Source organism: Stenotrophomonas maltophilia group sp. msm1 (assembly GCF_032025805.1).
In the GTDB taxonomy this organism is placed as follows: domain Bacteria; phylum Pseudomonadota; class Gammaproteobacteria; order Xanthomonadales; family Xanthomonadaceae; genus Stenotrophomonas; species Stenotrophomonas hibiscicola.
The window spans coordinates 228627-247423 of record NZ_JAVSKH010000001.1; the positions used below are offsets into that span (position 1 = coordinate 228627).

At 67.6% G+C, this 18797-nt stretch carries 23 protein-coding genes; 11 read left to right on the forward strand and 12 right to left on the reverse strand.

The genetic code is table 11. From position 1 onward, the window contains the following. Positions 1-76 precede the first annotated feature (76 nt). Complete coding sequence (locus ROV95_RS01020) at positions 77-793, forward strand: transporter substrate-binding domain-containing protein (protein ID WP_312542342.1); 717 nt, start codon at positions 77-79, stop codon at positions 791-793. 34 nt (positions 794-827) lie between these two features. Here ROV95_RS01020 and ROV95_RS01025 read toward each other — a convergent pair whose 3' ends face one another. Further along, a complete protein-coding gene (locus tag ROV95_RS01025; protein ID WP_312542344.1) occupies positions 828-1727 on the reverse strand; it encodes a LysR substrate-binding domain-containing protein in 900 nt (299 codons plus the stop codon). Between the two features lie 98 nt (positions 1728-1825). On the opposite strand from ROV95_RS01025, the gene ROV95_RS01030 reads away from it, so the two are divergent. Then, entirely contained in the window at positions 1826-1969 is a 144-nt protein-coding gene (locus tag ROV95_RS01030; protein ID WP_019660816.1) for a hypothetical protein, read from the forward strand. Positions 1970-1976: 7 nt separating this feature from the next. Here the strand turns inward: ROV95_RS01030 and ROV95_RS01035 are convergent, their stop codons facing one another. Continuing rightward, entirely contained in the window at positions 1977-2543 is a 567-nt protein-coding gene (locus tag ROV95_RS01035; protein WP_021203266.1) for a GIY-YIG nuclease family protein, read from the reverse strand. Between the two features lie 129 nt (positions 2544-2672). Between ROV95_RS01035 and ROV95_RS01040 the strand changes: the two genes are divergently transcribed. Further along, a complete protein-coding gene (locus tag ROV95_RS01040) occupies positions 2673-3455 on the forward strand; it encodes a D-alanyl-D-alanine carboxypeptidase family protein (protein ID WP_155030471.1) in 783 nt (260 codons plus the stop codon). 13 nt (positions 3456-3468) lie between these two features. Here ROV95_RS01040 and ROV95_RS01045 read toward each other — a convergent pair whose 3' ends face one another. Continuing rightward, positions 3469-4062 carry a TetR/AcrR family transcriptional regulator gene (locus tag ROV95_RS01045; protein ID WP_021203264.1) on the reverse strand — a complete coding sequence of 198 codons (594 nt, stop codon included), beginning with the start codon at positions 4060-4062 and terminating at the stop codon, positions 3469-3471. Between the two features lie 16 nt (positions 4063-4078). After that, on the reverse strand, positions 4079-4675 hold the full coding sequence (locus tag ROV95_RS01050) for an NAD(P)H-dependent oxidoreductase (RefSeq protein ID WP_312542351.1): 597 nt from the start codon (positions 4673-4675) through the stop codon (positions 4079-4081). Between the two features lie 125 nt (positions 4676-4800). Between ROV95_RS01050 and ROV95_RS01055 the strand changes: the two genes are divergently transcribed. After that, positions 4801-5334, forward strand: a complete 534-nt coding sequence (locus tag ROV95_RS01055; RefSeq protein WP_206621893.1) for a hypothetical protein — start codon at positions 4801-4803, stop codon at positions 5332-5334. Positions 5335-5366: 32 nt separating this feature from the next. Here the strand turns inward: ROV95_RS01055 and ROV95_RS01060 are convergent, their stop codons facing one another. Then, complete coding sequence (locus tag ROV95_RS01060; RefSeq protein WP_312542356.1) at positions 5367-6194, reverse strand: isocitrate lyase/phosphoenolpyruvate mutase family protein; 828 nt, start codon at positions 6192-6194, stop codon at positions 5367-5369. Between the two features lie 166 nt (positions 6195-6360). On the opposite strand from ROV95_RS01060, the gene ROV95_RS01065 reads away from it, so the two are divergent. The 4 genes from ROV95_RS01065 (at position 6361) to accC (ending at position 9767) form a co-directional block, all read left to right on the forward strand. Continuing rightward, a complete protein-coding gene (locus ROV95_RS01065; RefSeq protein WP_164144688.1) occupies positions 6361-7089 on the forward strand; it encodes a DOPA 4,5-dioxygenase family protein in 729 nt (242 codons plus the stop codon). Between the two features lie 318 nt (positions 7090-7407). Continuing rightward, positions 7408-7851, forward strand: coding sequence for a type II 3-dehydroquinate dehydratase (aroQ, locus tag ROV95_RS01070; protein WP_019660823.1), 444 nt, complete (start codon positions 7408-7410; stop codon positions 7849-7851). 58 nt (positions 7852-7909) lie between these two features. Further along, positions 7910-8389 carry an acetyl-CoA carboxylase biotin carboxyl carrier protein gene (gene accB, locus ROV95_RS01075; RefSeq protein WP_019660824.1) on the forward strand — a complete coding sequence of 160 codons (480 nt, stop codon included), beginning with the start codon at positions 7910-7912 and terminating at the stop codon, positions 8387-8389. A gap of 10 nt (positions 8390-8399) precedes the next feature. After that, the gene (accC, locus tag ROV95_RS01080; protein WP_019660825.1) at positions 8400-9767 is read left to right on the forward strand and encodes an acetyl-CoA carboxylase biotin carboxylase subunit; all 1368 of its coding nucleotides are present in this window, start codon (positions 8400-8402) and stop codon (positions 9765-9767) included. Between the two features lie 97 nt (positions 9768-9864). Here the strand turns inward: accC and ROV95_RS01085 are convergent, their stop codons facing one another. Both ROV95_RS01085 and ROV95_RS01090 read right to left on the reverse strand, forming a co-directional pair. Then, complete coding sequence (locus ROV95_RS01085; protein WP_010481078.1) at positions 9865-10239, reverse strand: hypothetical protein; 375 nt, start codon at positions 10237-10239, stop codon at positions 9865-9867. Continuing rightward, complete coding sequence (locus ROV95_RS01090) at positions 10236-11201, reverse strand: hypothetical protein (RefSeq protein ID WP_312543782.1); 966 nt, start codon at positions 11199-11201, stop codon at positions 10236-10238. The genes ROV95_RS01085 and ROV95_RS01090 overlap by 4 nt, the downstream gene beginning before the upstream one ends. 163 nt (positions 11202-11364) lie before the next feature. Here ROV95_RS01090 and prmA point away from each other — a divergent pair, with 163 nt between their 5' ends. From prmA to fis, 3 genes are all read left to right on the forward strand, one after another. Beyond that, entirely contained in the window at positions 11365-12285 is a 921-nt protein-coding gene (gene prmA / locus ROV95_RS01095) for a 50S ribosomal protein L11 methyltransferase (RefSeq protein WP_026347109.1), read from the forward strand. Between the two features lie 42 nt (positions 12286-12327). Further along, a complete protein-coding gene (locus ROV95_RS01100) occupies positions 12328-13098 on the forward strand; it encodes a DUF3426 domain-containing protein (protein WP_019660828.1) in 771 nt (256 codons plus the stop codon). 114 nt (positions 13099-13212) lie between these two features. Continuing rightward, complete coding sequence (gene fis / locus ROV95_RS01105) at positions 13213-13488, forward strand: DNA-binding transcriptional regulator Fis (RefSeq protein ID WP_005419706.1); 276 nt, start codon at positions 13213-13215, stop codon at positions 13486-13488. Positions 13489-13634: 146 nt separating this feature from the next. Here the strand turns inward: fis and ROV95_RS01110 are convergent, their stop codons facing one another. The 5 genes from ROV95_RS01110 to ROV95_RS01130 are packed head-to-tail and all read right to left on the reverse strand — an operon-like array spanning position 13635 to position 18783. Further along, complete coding sequence (locus ROV95_RS01110; protein WP_312542368.1) at positions 13635-14630, reverse strand: phosphatidate cytidylyltransferase; 996 nt, start codon at positions 14628-14630, stop codon at positions 13635-13637. Further along, the gene (locus ROV95_RS01115) at positions 14627-15256 is read right to left on the reverse strand and encodes a lysophospholipid acyltransferase family protein (RefSeq protein WP_021203255.1); all 630 of its coding nucleotides are present in this window, start codon (positions 15254-15256) and stop codon (positions 14627-14629) included. The genes ROV95_RS01110 and ROV95_RS01115 overlap by 4 nt, the downstream gene beginning before the upstream one ends. Positions 15257-15269: 13 nt before the next feature. Then, entirely contained in the window at positions 15270-15707 is a 438-nt protein-coding gene (locus ROV95_RS01120) for a hypothetical protein (protein ID WP_021203254.1), read from the reverse strand. Next, a complete protein-coding gene (locus ROV95_RS01125) occupies positions 15704-17008 on the reverse strand; it encodes a phosphatase PAP2/dual specificity phosphatase family protein (protein ID WP_312543786.1) in 1305 nt (434 codons plus the stop codon). Before ROV95_RS01125 ends, ROV95_RS01120 begins: the two co-directional genes overlap by 4 nt. A gap of 23 nt (positions 17009-17031) precedes the next feature. Next, a complete protein-coding gene (locus ROV95_RS01130) occupies positions 17032-18783 on the reverse strand; it encodes a bifunctional alpha/beta hydrolase/class I SAM-dependent methyltransferase (protein WP_312542371.1) in 1752 nt (583 codons plus the stop codon). Positions 18784-18797 lie beyond the last annotated feature (14 nt).

An 18797-nucleotide genomic window follows, 5' to 3' on the forward strand; every position in this document is an offset into this window, starting at 1 on the left:
CAGCATAACCGGACACTGGTACCCCCTTGCAGGGCAGCAATGGCATGCTGGGAGCGCCCTCAGCGCGGAGTCCTGCATGTCCCTGTCCGACCATCGACGTACCCTGGCACCGCACGGCCTCCTGCGCGTGGCGATCAACCTGGGCAACCCTGTGCTGGCACAGGGCGATGCGCGCTCACCGCGCGGTCCATCACTGGAACTGGCGACCGCGTTGGCGCAACGGATGGGCGTGCAGGCCCGCTTCACCTGCCACGACGCCGCAGCCCCGGTGGTTGCCGCGGCCGCCGAAGATGCCTGGGATCTGGCCTTCCTGGCGATCGATCCGGCGCGTGCCGACCGCATCGCCTTCAGTGCTCCGTACGTGGAGATCGAAGGCACCTATCTGGTGCGCGAGGACAGTCCCGCGCAGCAGGTGACCGACCTCGACCGCGAGGGGCTGCGCATCGCGGTGGGCCGCGGTGCAGCCTACGACCTGTTTCTCAGCCGTGAACTGCGCCACGCCATGATCGAGCGGGCCGAGACGTCGGCCGCTGCCATCACCCTGTTCGATCTGCAGCGCCTGGATGCCGCTGCCGGCGTGCGCCAGCCGCTGGCCGCCTGGGCGCAGGCGCATCCCGGCCACCGCGTGCTGGCCGACCGTTTCACCGTGATCCAGCAGGCGGTCGCGGCGCCGGCCTCGCGCCCGGCCGATGCATTGCAGGCGCTGTTCGAGGAAGTGGAGGCGATCAAGGCAGGCTCGTTGCTGGGCGAAGCCTTCGCCCGTGCCGGGCAGGCGGTTACGTTGGTACGGTGACTGCGGGACACACGCAGTCGAGCATGGCTCGACGCTATAAATGCGCGTCTGCCATGTGTCGCACATGCTCAGCAGCCTGCGCGTGCAACCAGTCGCGGAAGGCGAGGAAGCCGCGATGGCTGGCCGAGCGCTGCGGGTACACCAACCAATGCGGCCACGCCGTCTTCAGGCGCTGGCTGGACAGTGCGACCAGCTGGCCGGAGTCGAGCAGCAGCCTCGCCCGCGTCACTCGGCCGAGGGCCACGCCCACGCCGTCCAGAGCGGCGCGATGGTGCGCCTCCGAATCATCCAGCACCGCCACGAACCGCGCCGGCGCACTCCGCCCACTCAATGCAAACCACGCGCCCCAGGCGCCGTCCGGATCACCCAGCAGCGGCCACTGGTTCAGCGGCACGCGCTCGATCCCTCCCATGCGTTCGATCAGCGCCGGGCTGGCCATCGGCAGCAGCCATTCATCGAACAACGGTTCCACCACCAGGCCCGGCCATTGCCCGCTGCCCAGACGCAGCGCGGCGTCGAACTGGCGCTGCCGCTCGAAATCGACCAGGCGCTCGCTCGACTGCAGGTTGATCTCGATCTGTGGGTGCTCAGCCACGAAATGACCCAGGCGCGGTACAAGCCACGCCGACGCCATCGACGGCACCGCGCTGATCGTCAGCACGTGCTCGGCACGCGCCGCATAGGGCTGGAAGGCTTCGTTGATCGCATCCAGGTGCGGCCCCACATGGTCGAGCAGGCGCTGTCCCTCCAGGGTGAGCGAGACACCCCGCGGCTGGCGGATCAGCAGCGGCTGCCCGAGCCGCTCTTCCAGTTGCCGCATCTGATGGCTGAGCGCGCTGACGGTCAGGTTCATCGACGCTGCCGCACGCGACAGGTTGCCCAGCCGGGCGGCAGCCACGAAGCCCTGCAGGGCATGGAGCGGAGCACGGGACATCAGGCTTGAAATCCTCTCACGTCACGCTTGCGGAAATGTCGCTTCTTGCCGCTTCATGCTGCCCGTATCGTGCAATCCACTCAAGTGGAGGCGCGCTCATGAACATCTTCGGCGGTTTGTTGTTCCTGCACGGCCACGTGGCCAGCGCCGAGCTGGCACGCCAGCTGGCCGGCCCGTCCACACCGGCTCCGCCGCGCGCGCCGCAACCGGCCACGCCGGTTCAGCGGCCGCGAACCCGTTGAACGCTCTTCAACCTGCATACCAGCGTTGGACGTGTTCAGGCAGCCACGGCATTGGATCGATATCCAATGCCCGACAACCGTCGAGGGTGTCCCGCAGCACACCCTCGCCGGGGCCGCCCGGCATCCGCAGGCCTTCCTCTTCCGGAAGCTGCACCGCCGCCCAGTCGTGCAGCCGGTCCATGCGCACGCGCAGCGCAGCCCGCAGCCATGCCTTCAGCGGGAAACAGCGATAGCCCTGTTCGCCCAACGCATCAACCGCGAGCAACAACGCCTGGTTGGCACCACGTACCCACTCGGTGTGGCCTCCGGCCTTGTCCTGGACCGTCATCGGCGCCGGTGCGCGGTGCGCCTTGAACGGCGAACGCAGCTGCAGCTCCAGATCTCGCGCATCGCGCTCGCTTTCCGCTTCCACCAGTGCACCTGCGTCGAGGTCGAAGAACTCGAACCAGCGCCGGTGCAATGCGCTGATGCGTCCGAGCGGATCACGTGAAAAGCCGATCTTCGCGTAGTCTTCCCACGCACAGGGGAAGACATAGGCAAAGACACGACCGTCGATGCGGATATCCGATTGCATGTGCGCAGGCTGCCTCGTCAACAGCCCGGGCGCAACCGGGCGTTACCGTGTGCACTGCGGCGCTTGGGCAGTGCGGCTTCATGCCGCTGCGGACTATCCTTGCTGGCTGTCGCTGTCATCACCGCCGCCATGCCCTCTGCTGCACCTGCCCCCCTACCGGCCTCGTCCATCACTCTGGAAGCGGCCACCTTTGCGGTGATTCACCAGTACAACGCGGACATCGCCAGGCAACCGGCTTCGCTGACCAAGCTGATGACCGCCTATGCGGCTTACGAATGTGTGGAAGAGCGCGGGCGTTCGTGGGACGACGAAGTCCCCATCGCCGCCGACGACGTGCATGCGGTCGCCGACGATGAAACGCGCATGGGCCTGGTGCCCGGCGAGACAATCTCCCTGGCGCGCCTGCTGGAAGGGTTGATGGTGGTTTCCGGCAATGACGCTGCATTGGCGATCGCGCGCCACCTGGACGGATCGCAGGCGGCATTCCTGGAACGCATGAACCGGCACGCACGCCAGCTCGGGCTGGGCAGCACCTGTTTTGCCAGCGTGTCGGGCATCACCACACCGCACCATGCCTCCAGCGCGCGCGACATGGCGGTACTCGCCGCCTGCCTGCTGAATGACCATCCGCAGATCCTGGCGATCACCGCGCAGCGCGCGTTCGCCCATGGCAGCTTCAACCGCAGCAACCAGAACGCCCTGCTCGGCGAAGACGGCGTGGACGGCTTGAAGACCGGCTACACCCAGGCCGCAGGCTTCTGCCTGGCCGCCACCGCGTGCCGGCCAGTACCCGGGCGGGACCAGCCGGTACGGCTGATCACCGTGGTGCTGGGCTCTGCAAGCCGCGACGCGCGCGACGCACTGGTGCGCGACCGGCTGGCCGCGGGATTCGCCGCTCTGGCCGGCGGCTGACCGCTCGTGCGGCTCAGCGCCGCTTGACCGTCGCCACGATCAGCCGCTGCAGCTCGGCCACGGCACCGGCCTTGTCCAACGCGCCGGCAACAACACCCTCTGAAAGGGCTTCAGCCGCACCGAGGATGGCCCAGCGCCCCGCCAGCGACACCGTGCCGCCGGTTGCGAACGGGCCCAGCCAGACCTGGCAGTTGTCGATGAAATCCTGCTGGTAGCGCCGTCGCACCTCATACAGTTCCGGCGCCCCCACCAGCGCGGCGAGGATGCCTTGCACTTCGCTGCCCTGGCTGAGGACGCAGTCGATGTAGCCGGAGGCGATGGCCGCCGCCCGATCGACCAGTTGCGCCCGGGCGCGGCCGATGCGCTCGTGGAAGACCACGGTCTGGCGTCCGTCATAGTCGTCGTAGAGCGCCGCCAGCAAGCCGTTGCGGGTCACGAAGTGATCGTAAGCCACAGGCTTGGTCACGCCCGCCGCCTCGGCCAGCCGCCCCAGCGTCAACGCTCCGGTACCTTCTCCGCGAACCAGTGCCCAGGCCACATCCAGCAACTGGCGGGTGCGTTGCTCCCGGGTCATTCGGCGGCGCGTGGGGGTGGCGTTGGCGGGCATCGGCGGAGCACGGCGATCAGCGCATCGGAACACCGATTTTACGGCCGATCGCCAGCGCGGTCTGCAGATGCGCTTCAGCGGCACCGGTATGGGCGTCCAACAGCAGGTCGGACGACAGCACGCGTGCGCCGCAATAGTCGAAGATGCCCATGTCGATCTGCGTCCTCATTGCCGCGTCGTAGCCACGACGTTCGACCATGGCTGCGTCGGCGCCGCCCAGCGCCACCAGATGCACATTCAGGCGCTGCAGCTTCTTCACCAGCCTGCCCTGCGCGTCCTGCGCGTAGGCCCAGTCGTTGGTGAACACACGGTCGATCCAGCCTTTCAGCAGCGCCGGGAACGACCACCAGTACAACGGGAACACCAGCACCAGCGTATCGGTGGCATCCAGCCTCGCGTGCTCGGCAGCGACATCGGCGGGTACCGCGCCGGTGCTGCGGAACAACGCTTGGTCCTGCGGGTTGAAGCGCGGATCGAAGCCTTCGGCCATCAGGTCGGCATAGGCCACGGTGTTGCCGGTGTCGGCCGCGGCAATGGCATCACCGATGCGACGCGCCATCGCGTGGGTCAGTGAACCGGGCTCAGGGTGGGCGATGACAATGAGGCTGTGCATGGGGATCTCCAGACATCAATACCTACCAATGGTAAGTATCGATTCCGGGGAAACCAGCGCCACCGATGGGACGCTGTTTTCGCGTCCAACGTATAGTGCGGCGATGCCCTGTGGGACACCCGGACATGGATCGACGCCTGCCCCTGACGATACTGACACTGCTGCTGTCGCTGTTGCTGCCATCCGCCTTCGCGGGTGAGCTCAGTCCCAGTGACGCGAAGGCCCTGCGCGATGATGTGCGCGCCCTGATGACTGCCTACGCCCGCGGCGATGCGGACTTCCTCATCGAGCGTACGCATCCCAGCCTCAAGCGGCTGGCCGGCGGCGATGAGGCCTTCCAGGCGATCACCCGCGATGCGCTGAAGAAGCAGCACAGCGGCGGCGTGGTGGTCATCAGCGAAGACGTCGGTGTGCCGACCCGGACCTATGCGGCCGGGGAGGAAGAAGTCTGCTTCGTGCCACGCCAATCTCTGGTACGGGTGCGTGAAACCCCGATGCGCAGCACCACGTTCATGGTGGCCGTGCGCCGCGTTGGCGGTTCCGGGTGGACGTATCTGGACGGCACGGGGCTGCAGGACAATCCACGCCTGCTTCGCCAACTGCTGCCAGCGCTGGAACCCGGCGTGATCCTGCCCAAGCGTGAGATCGAGGCGTTGTAGTCGCCGGCCCTTCCCGCCATGCAGGGCGCGGGCTACTGGAACAACGCGTTCAAGGCAGACCCGGACGCCGCCTGCTGCAGGCCATCGAAGCGTCCGTCCTGCACGATCGGCTGGGTCGCCCGCATCAACCCAGCCCACGCGGCACGCGCCAGCGCACCGCCCAGGCTGACCCGGCGAACGCCAAGTGCGGCGATGTCCTGCAGGCTCAGTGCTGTGGGTCCAGCGACCAGCAGGTTCACCGGCTTCGAGCCCGCGGCGGCGACCACCGCGCTGATCTGCTCGCGCGTACTGATGCCCGGTGCGTACAGCACGTCGGCACCGGCCTCGGCATAGGCGCGCAGGCGCCGCAGGGTGTCCTGCAGATCCGGTACGCCAACGAAGAAATTCTCGGCCCGCGCGACCAGCAGCACATCGCCCCCCGCGCGGTCGATGGCCGCACGTGCTGCACACAGTCGCTCGACCGCCTGCCCGATCGGCCGCAGCGGCGCATCGGCCACGCCGCTGGCGTCTTCGATCGACAGCGCCGCGATACCGGTGTCGATGGCCGCCGCCACCGCCTCGCCCACTGCCTGTGGCGTGGCGCCGAAGCCATCACCGAAATCGGCGTTCAACGGCAGCGGTGTCGCGGCCGCCATCAGCCGCAGATGTTCCAGTGTGGCCTGCAGCGAAACCGCCCCATCCGGCCGCCCTTCACTCCAGGCGCAGCCGGCACTGGTCGTGGCCAGTGCCTGGAAGCCCTGCCGCTGCAGGTAGCGGGCGCTGCCCACGTCCCACGGATTGGGCAGCACGAAGCAACCCTGCGCGTGCAGCTGGCGGAAAAACGCGCGCTTTTGCTGTGTGTCGGCATCGGGCGAGATCATGGAAGGGCTCCGGGGCGGCAGACCTGCACCCTAGCCCGCCCAGCGGCCACGCTCAACGACAACGGGGCGCACCTGCATGAGGTGATGCCGCCTGCTTATTGGACGCTGTGGATGCGGGTGCCCGAGCGTGCTTGCCTGCCCACACGATGCCGCCACGGAGCCCTTCATGCACCCGGACCCGCAGACCCTCACCGATGCCGGCGACGATGACACCCACTGGGCCGACCTGCTCTCGCCCGCACGCCGACGCCTGATCGCTTCGGCGGGTCTGGCCGCTGGCGGCCTGGCCAGTGCCTCGACCGCCGCCGCAGCACCGCGCGGCAACGACGCGGTGAACACCACCGAGCCTGGCCGCCCCGGCTTCCGGGCCATCGTGCCGCCAGCACCGGAAGGGCGCAGCCCCTGGGGCCAGGCCACGGCCAGCGAGCCTACCCCGCGCCCGGCCAGCGTGCGTCCCGGCGAGGCCACCCTGCCCGTGACCCCACGCGCCTACACCGACATCAAGAGCTATCACGCTCACATCTACTTCGATGAGGACAGCTTCGAAAAGGCCGCGCTGCTACGGCGCTGGGCCGCCGAGCGGTTCCCGGTGGAGCTGGGCAACTGGAACCTTGAGCCGCGTGGGCCGCATGTCACGCCCTCGTTCTATTTCGGCTTTACCAACGACCTGCTCCCCGTGCTGGTGCCCTGGCTGCAGCTCAACAGCCTGGGCCTGACCATCCTGATCCATCCCAACACCGGGGACGGCCGCGCCGATCATCTGTATTACGCGTTGTGGGTGAACCGCGCGCAGCCGGTCAATGCCTACAACTGGCCGGCGCCGAAGCCCGGGCAGCCGGAACCGCTGGAAGAGGTATTCCCGAACGTGGTGCCGACGGTGCCGCTGGAGACCTGACCCGCCCTTCCGGTGGGTGCGTGGCTTGCTGCATATGGAACTTCCTTCATCCACGCATGGCGTGGATCTACTGACCGGCAGCCCGTCGCCCGCGCTTGGCGCGGATCCCCCGGCGTGGCCCTTGCCGCCATCGTCGGCCTACGTGCATCCATCCCCCGCCCGCAAGGCATTCAGCGCGCCTTGATCCGCCGCCCCGCATAGGGCCGCAAGCGCTTCCGCAGATTTCAAACGGTCGATTGAAACGCTGCAAACTTCGCCGAACTGGACAGCATCCGCCGGTTCCGCCAGACTGCCGCCCTTTCCCGTCTTCCGGATCCCATGGCGAAGCTGCTGGTCCTGCACGGCCCCAACCTCAACCTGCTCGGCACCCGCGAGCCGGAGGTCTACGGCCACACCACGCTGGCCGACATCGACCAGGCCCTGGTTGCCCAGGCCTCGGCCGCCGGGCACGCCGTAGAGAGCCTGCAGTCCAACGCCGAGCATGTACTGGTGGACCGCGTGCAGGCCGCACGCAACGACGGCACTGCCTTCATCCTGATCAACCCCGCCGCGTTCACCCACACCTCAGTGGCCTTGCGCGATGCGCTGGCGGCGGTGGCGGTGCCGTTCATCGAAATCCACCTGTCCAACCCGCATACCCGCGAACCGTTCCGCCAGCACAGCTACTTCAGCGACAAGGCGATGGGCGTGGTGTGCGGCTTCGGTGCCGACAGCTACCGCTACGCGATGGACGCGGCGCTGCTGCGGGTATCCGCCACCTGATTGTCGACCCGGGCGCCCACGGCGCTCTCCTCACCTAGAAGAAACCAAAGAGGCCCTCATGGATCTGCGCAAAATCAAGAAGCTGATCGACCTGCTGGAAGAGTCGAACCTGGCTGAGATCGAAATCAAGGAAGGCGAAGAGTCGGTGCGCCTGTCGCGCGCGCCGGTGGCCGGCTACGCCGCCCCGGTCGCCGCCCCGGTGTATGCCGCTCCGGCCGCTCCGGCGGCGCAGGCGATGCCGATGCAGTCGCCGACCGAAGCCTCCACCGGCGGCACCGCCAAGCCGGGCCCGGCACTGCCGGAAGGCCACGTGCTGCGCTCGCCGATGGTCGGCACCTTCTACGCCTCGTCCGCCCCGGACAAGCCGGCCTTCGTTACCGTTGGCCAGCAGGTCAAGGAAGGCGAGACCCTGGCCATCATCGAAGCGATGAAGATGTTCAACCCGATCGAAGCCGACACGTCCGGCACCATCGTCGCCATCCTCGGCGAGAACGGCCAGCCGGTCGAATTCGACCAGCCGCTGTTCGTGATCGGCTGAGGGGCACGCCATGCTCGACAAAGTCGTCATCGCCAACCGAGGGGAGATCGCGCTGCGCATCCTGCGCGCGTGCCACACCCTCGGCATTCGCACGGTGGCCGTGCACTCCACGGTCGACCGCAACCTCAAGCACGTGGCCATGGCCGACGAGTCGGTCTGCATCGGTCCGGCGCCGTCGCCGCAGAGCTACCTCAACATCCCGGCCCTGATCGCCGCCGCTGAAGTCACCGACGCCCAGGCCATTCACCCGGGCTACGGCTTCCTTTCGGAGAACGCCGACTTCGCCGAACGCGTGGAGGAGTCCGGCTTCATCTTCATCGGCCCCAAGGCCGACACCATCCGCATGATGGGTGACAAGGTCGAGGCCATCCGCGCGATGAAGGCCGCCGGCGTGCCGTGCGTGCCCGGTTCGGGCGGCCCGCTGGGTGAGGACATCGTCGCCAACACCAAGATCGCCCGCGAGATCGGTTACCCGGTCATCATCAAGGCGGCCGGCGGTGGCGGTGGTCGCGGCATGCGCGTGGTGCACGCCGAAGCCTCGCTGAAGACCTCGATCGAAACCACCAAGAGCGAGGCCAAGGCCGCGTTCGGCAATGGCGAGGTCTACATGGAGAAGTTCCTGGAGAATCCGCGCCACGTGGAAATCCAGGTGCTGGCCGACGGCCAGGGAAACGCCATCCACCTGGGCGAGCGTGACTGCTCGATGCAGCGCCGTCACCAGAAGGTGGTGGAAGAAGCGCCGGCACCGGGCATCACCGCCGAGCAGCGCGAGCAGATCGGCAAGGTGTGCGTGGAAGCCTGCATCCGCATCGGCTACCGCGGCGCCGGCACATTCGAGTTCCTGTACGAGGACGGCCGCTTCTACTTCATCGAGATGAACACCCGCATCCAGGTGGAGCATCCGGTCACCGAAATGGTCACCGGCATCGACCTGGTGGCCGAGCAGCTGAAGATCGCCGCCGGCCAGAAGCTGTCGATCAAGCAGAGTGACGTGGTGCTGACCGGCCATGCCATCGAATGCCGTATCAACGCCGAGGATGCAGAAACCTTCGTGCCGAGCCCGGGCACCATCACCGGCTTCCATCCGCCGGGCGGTCCCGGCGTGCGCGTGGACACCCACATCTACAGTGGCTACCGCGTGCCGTCGAACTACGACTCGATGATCGGCAAGCTGATCGTGCACGGCCCGGACCGCGAAACCGCCATTGCCCGCATGCGCGTGGCACTGAGCGAAATGGTGGTCGATGGCATCAAGACCAACGTCGCGCTGCAGCAGCGGATCATGCGCGACAAGGGCTTCCAGGCCGGTGGCCAGAACATCCACTACCTGGAAAAGCGCCTGGCCGAACGCAAGAACAAGCCGATCGCGCTGACCTGATCGGCGCCGCGTGCTGGACATGAAAAGGGCGGGGATATCCCCGCCCTTTTCCGTTTGCTGCAGCGCCGAGCCCATGCCCGGCGCTAAAGCAGGCGCATCAGCGCTTGTCGGCAGCTTCGGCCGGGATCTGCGAGTTCGCCAGCGGACGCACGCCGTTGGGCGAGGTCGGGTCGACGATCACCATGGTCTCGGTCGAACCGTCCGGCCACACCACCTGGAAGGTGCTGCCCGCCGGCAGCGACGCAAACGGCATGCCGCTCTGCGCCCGATAGACCGCGGCCACCTGGCTGGCACCGGCACGGCGCACGTCTTCCTGCGCCTTCACAGTAGTCAGTTCCACCTTCGACAGATGCCGGTAGCGATCTTCATAGGTATCGATCATCAACAGGCCAACGGCGCCGGCCGAGTAGGCCACGAACAGGGCCACCCAGAACCAGAACTTGGCCCCGTGCAGGAATCGGCGGTAGTTCATTGCTCGTTCCTCTTTCCAACCAATCGCTTGATCCATTCCTTCATCTTCCCAGCGCCCTGCCGCGATACCGCAGCGTCATACACGAAATCCCGGAAATCCTGCGTACCATCCTGCGAACAGATCCCTCCGTTCGCACAAAAACTGTTGACCAGCACACTGTCTGCCCCACACGGTAGACCGAGTTCGCAGGCCGCGAGCCGCCATGCGAGTTCACTCAGCTGCTCGCCCGCCACCAGCCCGCTGAGCGCGCGGTCACCCGAGGCACGCACGCCCATCCCCGGAGCGATGGCCATGAAGGCCTCCGGGTCGCGCGAGGTGCGCACCCGTTCAACCAGGTCACGGCGGTACTCGGGGCTGTCCTGCAGCGGTTCGCCCTCGGCGAACAGCGCAGCCTCGGCAGCCAGGTTGCCCTGTGCAGCCGCCTTGCGCCGTTCGGACAGCACCAGGGCCGTGCCCAGCTTGTCGCCCGGCACGAACCCGCCGCAACGCTGCGCGACGCGTTCGCGCGCCTGCACCATCGCCGGTGCGGCAGTCAGGCCCAATCCGGCCAGCACGTTGTTGTCCAGGCGGTAGCCACCCGGATCGACCGCATACTGCGCGCAATAGTCGTAGACACGGCTGAGCATCCAGCGCGCCTCGTGATTGCCTTCGTCCGCCTGCGCACGCAAACGCTGCGCATAGGCGTAGAGGTCGGTGGCCTCTTCGAGATCAGCGCGGATATCCAGGGGCAGCCCGGACGGCAATGCACCGCCACGCTCGAAGGGTGCCAGCCGGCGCGCGAGCGCCTCCGGCATCACCGGCAGCGGTGCCGCACTGTCAGTGGCCGCCCCCCCAACCGCCAGATCCGTCGAGGCTACCGAAGAAGCCGGAGCATGGCCGCTGGCCCGATAACCGGCCACGCCCAGCACGGCCACGGCCGGCAGCACGAGCAACCAGGTTTTCAGGGTAGGAGCGAAGGCCATCGGCGGCGGCGGGCGATACGGCACACAGGAAAGCACGAAGTTTAGCAAGGCCCGACGGGCCTGTCTGAACGGGCTTCGTTCATCCAGGCACAGCATCTCAGGCAATACGGAGACGCTCCGATGGTCTAGCATGGCCCCCTTTCCTGCGATTGCCCCCACCACCATGCCGTTCCTGGAACTGACCCTGCGCTGCACCGAAGCCACCCAGCCCCGCTATGAAAATGCGCTGGAGGACGTGGGTGCACTGGCCGTGACCCTGCTCGATGCCGAGGCCGATACCAGCAACGAACAGGCCATTCTCGAACCAGGCGTGGGCGAGACCCCGCTGTGGGACACCCTGGTGCTGAGCGCGCTGTTCCCCGCCGACAGCAACGCGCTGTTGCTGCTGGCCGCACTGGAATCCTTCGATCCAGAACTGGACTGGAGCAGCGGCAGCTTCCGCGCGGTCGAGGATGAAGACTGGGAACGCGCCTGGCTGGACCAGTTCCAGCCGATGGATTTCGGCAGCCGTACCTGGATCGTGCCGTGGAATCACGAACTGCCCGACGCCGCACAGGCCGCCGACGCCGCCGTGGTACGGCTGGACCCGGGCCTGGCGTTCGGTTCGGGTACCCACCCGACCACCGCACTGTGCCTGCGCTGGCTGGACCAGTTGGCCGTGGATGGCCTGCTGCAGGGCCAGCGCGTGCTCGACTTCGGTTGCGGCTCGGGCATCCTTGCACTGGCCGCGCTGAAGCTGGGCGCCGCTGAAGCCATCGGCGTGGACAACGATCCGCAGGCGCTGGTCGCCACCGCCGACAATGCCGAGCGCAACGGCGAACAGGCCCGCATGCACGTGTACCTGCCGCAGGACGAACCGGCCGCGACCTATCCGATCGTGGTCGCCAACATCCTCGCCTCGGCGCTGGATGCGCTGGCCGAACTGCTGGCCGCACGCGTCGCCGCCGGCGGCCGCATCGCCCTGTCCGGCATCCTGCATGGCCAGGAAGGCGAACTGCTGCAGCGCTACGCGGCCTGGTTCGATGATCTGCAGGCCACCCAGGACGGCGACTGGATGCGCATCACTGGCGTGCGCCGCGCCTGATCGTGGTTGAATGACCGCTGGATCCGAGCCCGCGCCCTGAGCATGTCCGAGCCGAACCCACCCCGCCGCCCCCTGGCCACCTTCCTGCGCAAGACCCCGGAAGGTGAGGTTGCGCCTGCGTCCGATCCGCGCATGCAGGATCAAACCGGGCAGACAACGCCTGTGGAGCAGGTGCAGGCCGAGCCCAGCAATCTGGCGCAACCACCGGCCACACAAATGCGACACGACGATGACGCTGTCATCGTTGCTGAAGCTGCAGCCATCGAACCGGCGCTGGCCGCGGTGCAGGCAACGGCGGTCACCAGCGATGCCCCCAGCTTCCTCGGCAGCGCACGCCAGCGCACGCTGCCAGCCCCCCGCTGGCACTGGCTGCTGGTCGCCGGGCTGGCGTTGTTGCTGGTCCTGCAGAGTGTGCTGGCCGACCGTGCGCGGCTGGCTGCCGACGCCGGCAACCGCGTATGGCTGGGTGCACTGTGTGGCGTGCTGCGCTGCAGCCTGCCCGCCTGGCACGAGCCCGCTGCGTTCACCATGACCAGCCGCGAGATCCGCCCCTTGCCAGGCCAGGCCGGCGTGCTGCAGGTGCAGGCCAGCATCCGCAATGATGCGCGCTGGGCACAGGCGTGGCCGGACCTGCGGCTGTCATTGTCCGATGCCGATGGCCGGGTGATCGGCAGCGGCGTGTTCACGCCCGCGCAATACCTGGGTGAGAACCCCGGCGCAGCCCTGCTGGAACCGGGCCAGAGCGCGCGCGTCGCGTTCCGGGTACAGGAGCCCGCTGCGTCCACCGTCGCATTCACCTTCGACTTTCTCTGACCGGGGGCAGGCAACCAGCCGTGGCAGGCTGGGCACGCTCGCGCTAGACTGGCCGCCACCACCTCGTCCGGCCGCGCGCTCCGCGCGCACGGGCCAACCGAATCGGGAACCCCCTTGAACGCTGTCCTTTCTCGTCCTGACAACAGTCGTGGCGCTCCCCGGCCACCGCTGCGTGAACACGTCGCCCAGTCCGTGCGCCGCTACCTGCGTGACCTTGATGGCTGCGATGCGGACGATGTCTACGAGATCGTGCTGCGCGAGATGGAGATCCCGCTGTTCGTGGAAGTGCTCAACCACTGCGAAGGCAACCAGAGCCGCGCCGCGGCGATGCTGGGCATCCACCGTGCCACCCTGCGCAAGAAGCTGAAGGAATACGGCATCAGCGCGTAAACGCGCGCAGGTAGTGCCGGCCGCTGGCGGCAACCCCATGAACGATGGCAGGATGTTGCAGTTGCCGGCCAGCGGCCGGCACTACCGGTAGATCCACATGCCCGGCCGGTAGATCCACGCCATGCGTGGATGGAAGCCCGGCAGAATCAACCGCCGCCGCCCGCCTTCCAGTAATACCGCACCACGTGGAAGAACACCGGCGCGGCGAAGCACACCGAATCCAGCCGGTCGAGCATGCCACCATGGCCCTCGATCATGTGGCCCCAGTCCTTGATGCCACGATCACGCTTGATCGCCGACATCACCAGGCCGCCCCAGAACCCCATCAGGTTGATCAGCAGCGACAGGCCGAACGCCTGCAGCGGCGTGAACGGGGTGATCCACCACAGCGCTGCGCCCAGCGCGCTGGCACTCAGCCCGCCACCGACGAAGCCCTCCACCGTCTTCGATGGCGACAGCTTCGGCGCAATCAGATGCTTGCCCAGCAGCTTGCCCCAGATGTACTGCAGCACGTCCGAGGACTGCACCACGATCACCAGGAAAGCGAACAGCAATACGTTGCGCGCCGGATCGTAGCCCGGCACGTGCAGGTTCAGCAGCAGCGGCACGTGCGAGATGCAGAACACGCAGATCATCAGGCCCCACTGCACCTTCGCGGTCCGCTCCAGGTAGTGCGTGGTGTCACCGCCGATGGTCGACAGGATCGGCAGGAACAGGAACGCATAGACCGGAATCAGCAGCGTGTACATGCCGTACCAGTCGATCCACACCAGGTAGTACTGCCACGGCAGGACGATGTAGAACGCGGCCAGCAGCGCGTAGTAGTCGCCCGAGCGGGTCGGCGCCAGCGTGATGAACTCGCGCAACGCGAACAGCGAGATGATCGCGAACAGCACGATCACCCCGGCACGTCCGAAGAACAGCGCCAGCCCGACCACGATCGCCATCACCCACCAGGCGCGGATGCGTGACACCAGGTTGGCGATGACTGCACTGGGCTGGCCGCGCTGGCGCCAGCGCAGGGTCTCGGCCACCAGCGTGGCCAGCACCAGCACCGCCCCCACACCGGCAAACAGCAGGCCGGTCTGCTGGCCGACACTCTGCGTTGCCAGATCGCCAGATACATCCAGCACGAAACTCATGCACGACCTCCATTCGGCGCCAGGTCCAGCAGCGCCTGTCGGCTGCGGGCCAGGAAGGCGGCCTTGTCCTCGTCAGCCTGCAGCCGCAGCGGCGTACCGAAGGTGGCCGTGCACAGCAGCGGCAGCGGCAGGAACCGGCCCTTGGGCATCACCCGCTTCAGGTTGTCGATCCACACCGGCACGAACTCCAGTTCCGGTCGTTGCCGTGCCAGGTGGTAGATGCCGCTCTTGAACGGCAGCAGCGGCTCATCGCCCACATTGCGCGTGCCTTCCGGAAACAGGATCAGCGAGCAGTCTTCGTCCACGGCCTCGCGCAGTACCTGCAGCGGATCCTGCTGACGATGCCCGGCCTCGCGCTCGACCAGCACACCGTTGAACACCGCGTCGATCAGGTAGCGACGCAGGCCGTCGCGCTGCCAATATTCGGCCGCGGCCACCGGGCGCACCTGCCGTCGCAATGCCGGTGGCATCGACGACCAGATCAGCACGAAGTCACCATGGCTGGCATGGTTGCCGTAGTACACGCGACGCTCGCTGGACGGCGCACAGCCGATCCACAGCGCGCGGGCGCCGGTCACCACATGGATCGCGCCACTGCAGGCGCGGGCAATCAGTTCGGCAAGCATCGGTCCCTCCCGTTCACGTCTGCGGCCACAACACGGCCACCACCAGCAGTACGAACTGCACTGCGGTCAGCAGGTACTGGCGCAGCAGCAGGCGGCGCATGCCGGCCCAACGCGCATCCCAGCCGCGCAGTTGTGCAGCGGGCGAGGCACGGCGCAGGCCACTGTCGTGCAGCAGCTGATCGGTGCGGCGCGCGGCGGCTTCGTCGTGCAGGCCCTCATCGCGCAGCAGCTGCAGCAGGTCGGCATCCAGCCCCACACGCCACGCGTGGTAGGCCTGTGCGATGCCCGCGGCAACACTGAGCAGCAACAGCCCGGCAGCGATCATCGCCAGCCCCGTCTCGATGCCGAGCAGCAGCAACGCCACCAGCAACAGGCCCAGCGACAGGCATGCCGGCCAACGCCCCTGCCGCAGCAGCAGCTGCATGGTCGCCAGATCGGGAACGGTGCTCATGCGCGCGCTCCTGCTGCAGCGGTGATGGCATGCAGATGCGCCGCGCCCAGCACGATGCCGGGGCGTGCCACACGCACGATCGCGACCGCAGCGTCAGCATCGGCCGCACGACCGCTGCGCAGCAGCCAGGTGGCCACGCTGGCCGCACTGCGCGAATAGCCCAGCGCACAGCACACCAGCAACGGTCCGTGCGCATGGAGCCGCTCGATGGCCTTGACTGCCTCGCGCAGCTGCTCCGGCGTGGGCACTACCAGGTCCAGCATCGGCACACTGGCGTACGCCGCGCCTGGCGCGCGGCAGGACAGCTCGGCACAGGCATCCACCACGCCCGACAGTGGCGGCGGCAACGCGCCGTCGGGAATGCGCCCCAGCCACACGCCGTCCATCACCGGCACCGGCTGCGGCACACGCCGCGTCCATAGCCGCGAATTGATCCAGGCTGCACCCAGGTACGGCGCCAGCAGCCAGCGCGCGGCCACGGTCAGGCGACCATCGGCGCGTTTCTGGAACACCGCCGTACCCAGCCCGGCATAGGCCAGCGCCACCAGCAGCAGCGACACCACCGGCCACAGCAGCCAAAGCGCCGTGCCCCCCAGCACCACCACCGGCACCAGCAGCACCCCCGCGCCCAGCAGATAGAACGAGGCCAGACGCCAGCGCTTTGGATCACGCGCCGTGCGCCAGGCCCGCAGCGGCGGCGTACCCTGCTCCGGCCACAGCCAGACGCACAGCCAGCCGGCCAGCAGGCCGGTCGGGATATCGATGAAATGATGCTGGAACGTGGTCAGCACCGAAACACCGATCAGCAGTGCCCACACATGCAGCACCCAACGCCACACGCCGTGCAGGTACTGCGCGAACTTCACCCACAGCACGATCAGCAGCACGATGTGCAGCGATGGCGCCTGGTTGAACGGCTTGTCGAAGCCCAGCAGCACATCGAACAGCCAACCGAACACGCCGCCGATCTCCGGCCGCTCGAAGCTGAAGCGCAGTGGCCACAGCAGGAAACAGGTCACCGCGATCAGCTGTGCACTGAGCAGCCGCAGCGCGTGCCGGTCCAGTTCGAGGCGCTGACGGCACAGGAAGAACGAGACCGCATAGAACAGGTCGATCGACCAGTACGGCACGATCGTCCACGGCACGAACGGGATGCGCGTCTCCCAGGCGAACGCCATCACCGGCAGCGTAGCGTGGCGGCCGGCCATCCAGTTGGCGAAGCCGTAGCTGGCAAAGAAGAACGGACCCAGCAGCGCCAGCCACAGCAGCGCGCGCCGCCAAGGGCGCCCTTCCACGGCCAACGGGGTTGCAGCCAGCATCGCCATCACGCGGTCCGGCGCGCCAGCGACACGGTGAAGATGCCGAAGTCGTCGATACGCTGCGTCACCTTCTCGAACCCGGCCAGGCGCACCAGCTCATCCATCTCCTGCTGGGTGCGGCGACGCATCACCCATGCTGCACCACCACGGTGGCTGGTCAACGCGCGGGCGATGAACTCCAACTGCGGGTGCCAGGGCTGGCCGGTGTAGGCCAGATAGCCGCCCACTGGCACTGCCGCAGCGATGCCCTGCAGCGATCGCAGCACCGCATCGTTGTCGGGGAACAGCTCGTACAGGCCGGACACCACCGCCAGCGTCGGCGCCGGGTCCACCGTGGCCAGCTGTGCCGGGTCGAACGCATCGCCCTGCTCGAAGCGCGCAATGTCGGCTGCACCGAGGCGCTCGATCAACGCCTGGCCCTGGGTCACGTTCAAGTCGCTGAAATCACGCAACACGATGCGGTCGGCGCGCTGTTCGCCCTGGCCCAGCGCTTCCAGCACATAGCGGCCATGGCCGGCGGCCACGTCCAGCACGCGCACCGGCGTGCCCTGCCCGCGCAGGCGCTGGGCGGCATCGCGCAGCAGTTCCTGCAGGTGCTGGCCACGGATGCGGATGCCGCGCCAGCCGATTGCGTCCAGGTAATTGCGGTCGACCATGCGGCCCAGCGGGCCCTTGCCGCGCGCTTCGTTGCGATAGATGTAGTCGAGCGTGCTGCCGGAATCGAAACCGGTCTGCAGGCCCAGCGCAATGCCTTCGGACAGCGTGCCACCGAAGCGCAGGCCGCCGCGCACCACGCGCCAGCGCAGGTCGGCCAGGCTGTTGCGTTCGGGTGGCCACGCCAGTATCTCTGATTCCTCGAAGGTCGGTCCATGACGGTGCGCGTCACGCCGCGGCAGTTCGCGCAGCGGCTCGGCAAAACGCGTCTGGATGAAGCTGCGGATGCGCGCCAGTGCTGGTGCCCGATCGCGCTCGCCCAGCGTGTCGTGGAAGAAGCCCGGCAGATGCACCCGCTCCTTGATCGGGCTGGACAGGCGTTCATAGAAGCGATCCTGCGGGCCACGGTGCACCACGAAGTCCGAACCGGACACCAGCAGCTGCACCGGCACGCTGATGGCCTGCGCATCGGCGACGATGCGGTCAGCCGCTTCGTACAGGCCCAGCAGCACGCGCACCGAGATCGGCCGGGTGATCAGCGGATCGGTACGGTAGCTTTCCACCCGCGCCGGATCATGGGTCAGCCACTGCGGCTTGACATAGCTGTTGACGAAGAAGTTGCCGCGCAGCTTCTGCATCAAGGCCAGGCCCGGGCGCGCGAACGGCACGTACAGCTTCACCTTGAACGCCGGCGAAGCCATCACCAGCGCACGCAGGCGCGGCGCGTAATCGTGCACCCAGGTCGCGGCGACCACCGCGCCCACGCTCTGCGCGATCACCACGATATTTTCCACCGCGATGCCGTGCTCGGCACCGATGTGGGCAATGAAGCTATCGAGGTCGCGCACCAGCGCCGGGAAGCCCGGTGCATCGCCACGTGCGCCCGGCGAACGGCCATTGCCGCGCGCATCCCAGGCGAAGAAGGCGGTGTCGGGCAGGTCCAGCTCATCGACCAGGTGGGTGACCCGGCCGGAGTGCTCGTGGCCGCGGTGCAGCAGCACGATGGCCTTGGTGGCCGGGGTTGCGGTGGTGCCCGCCCAGTACCGGTAGAACAGCGGTACCTGGTCGAAGCTGTGGAATTCCCGTTCCTGCGCCTGACGCATGCAATCTCCTGATT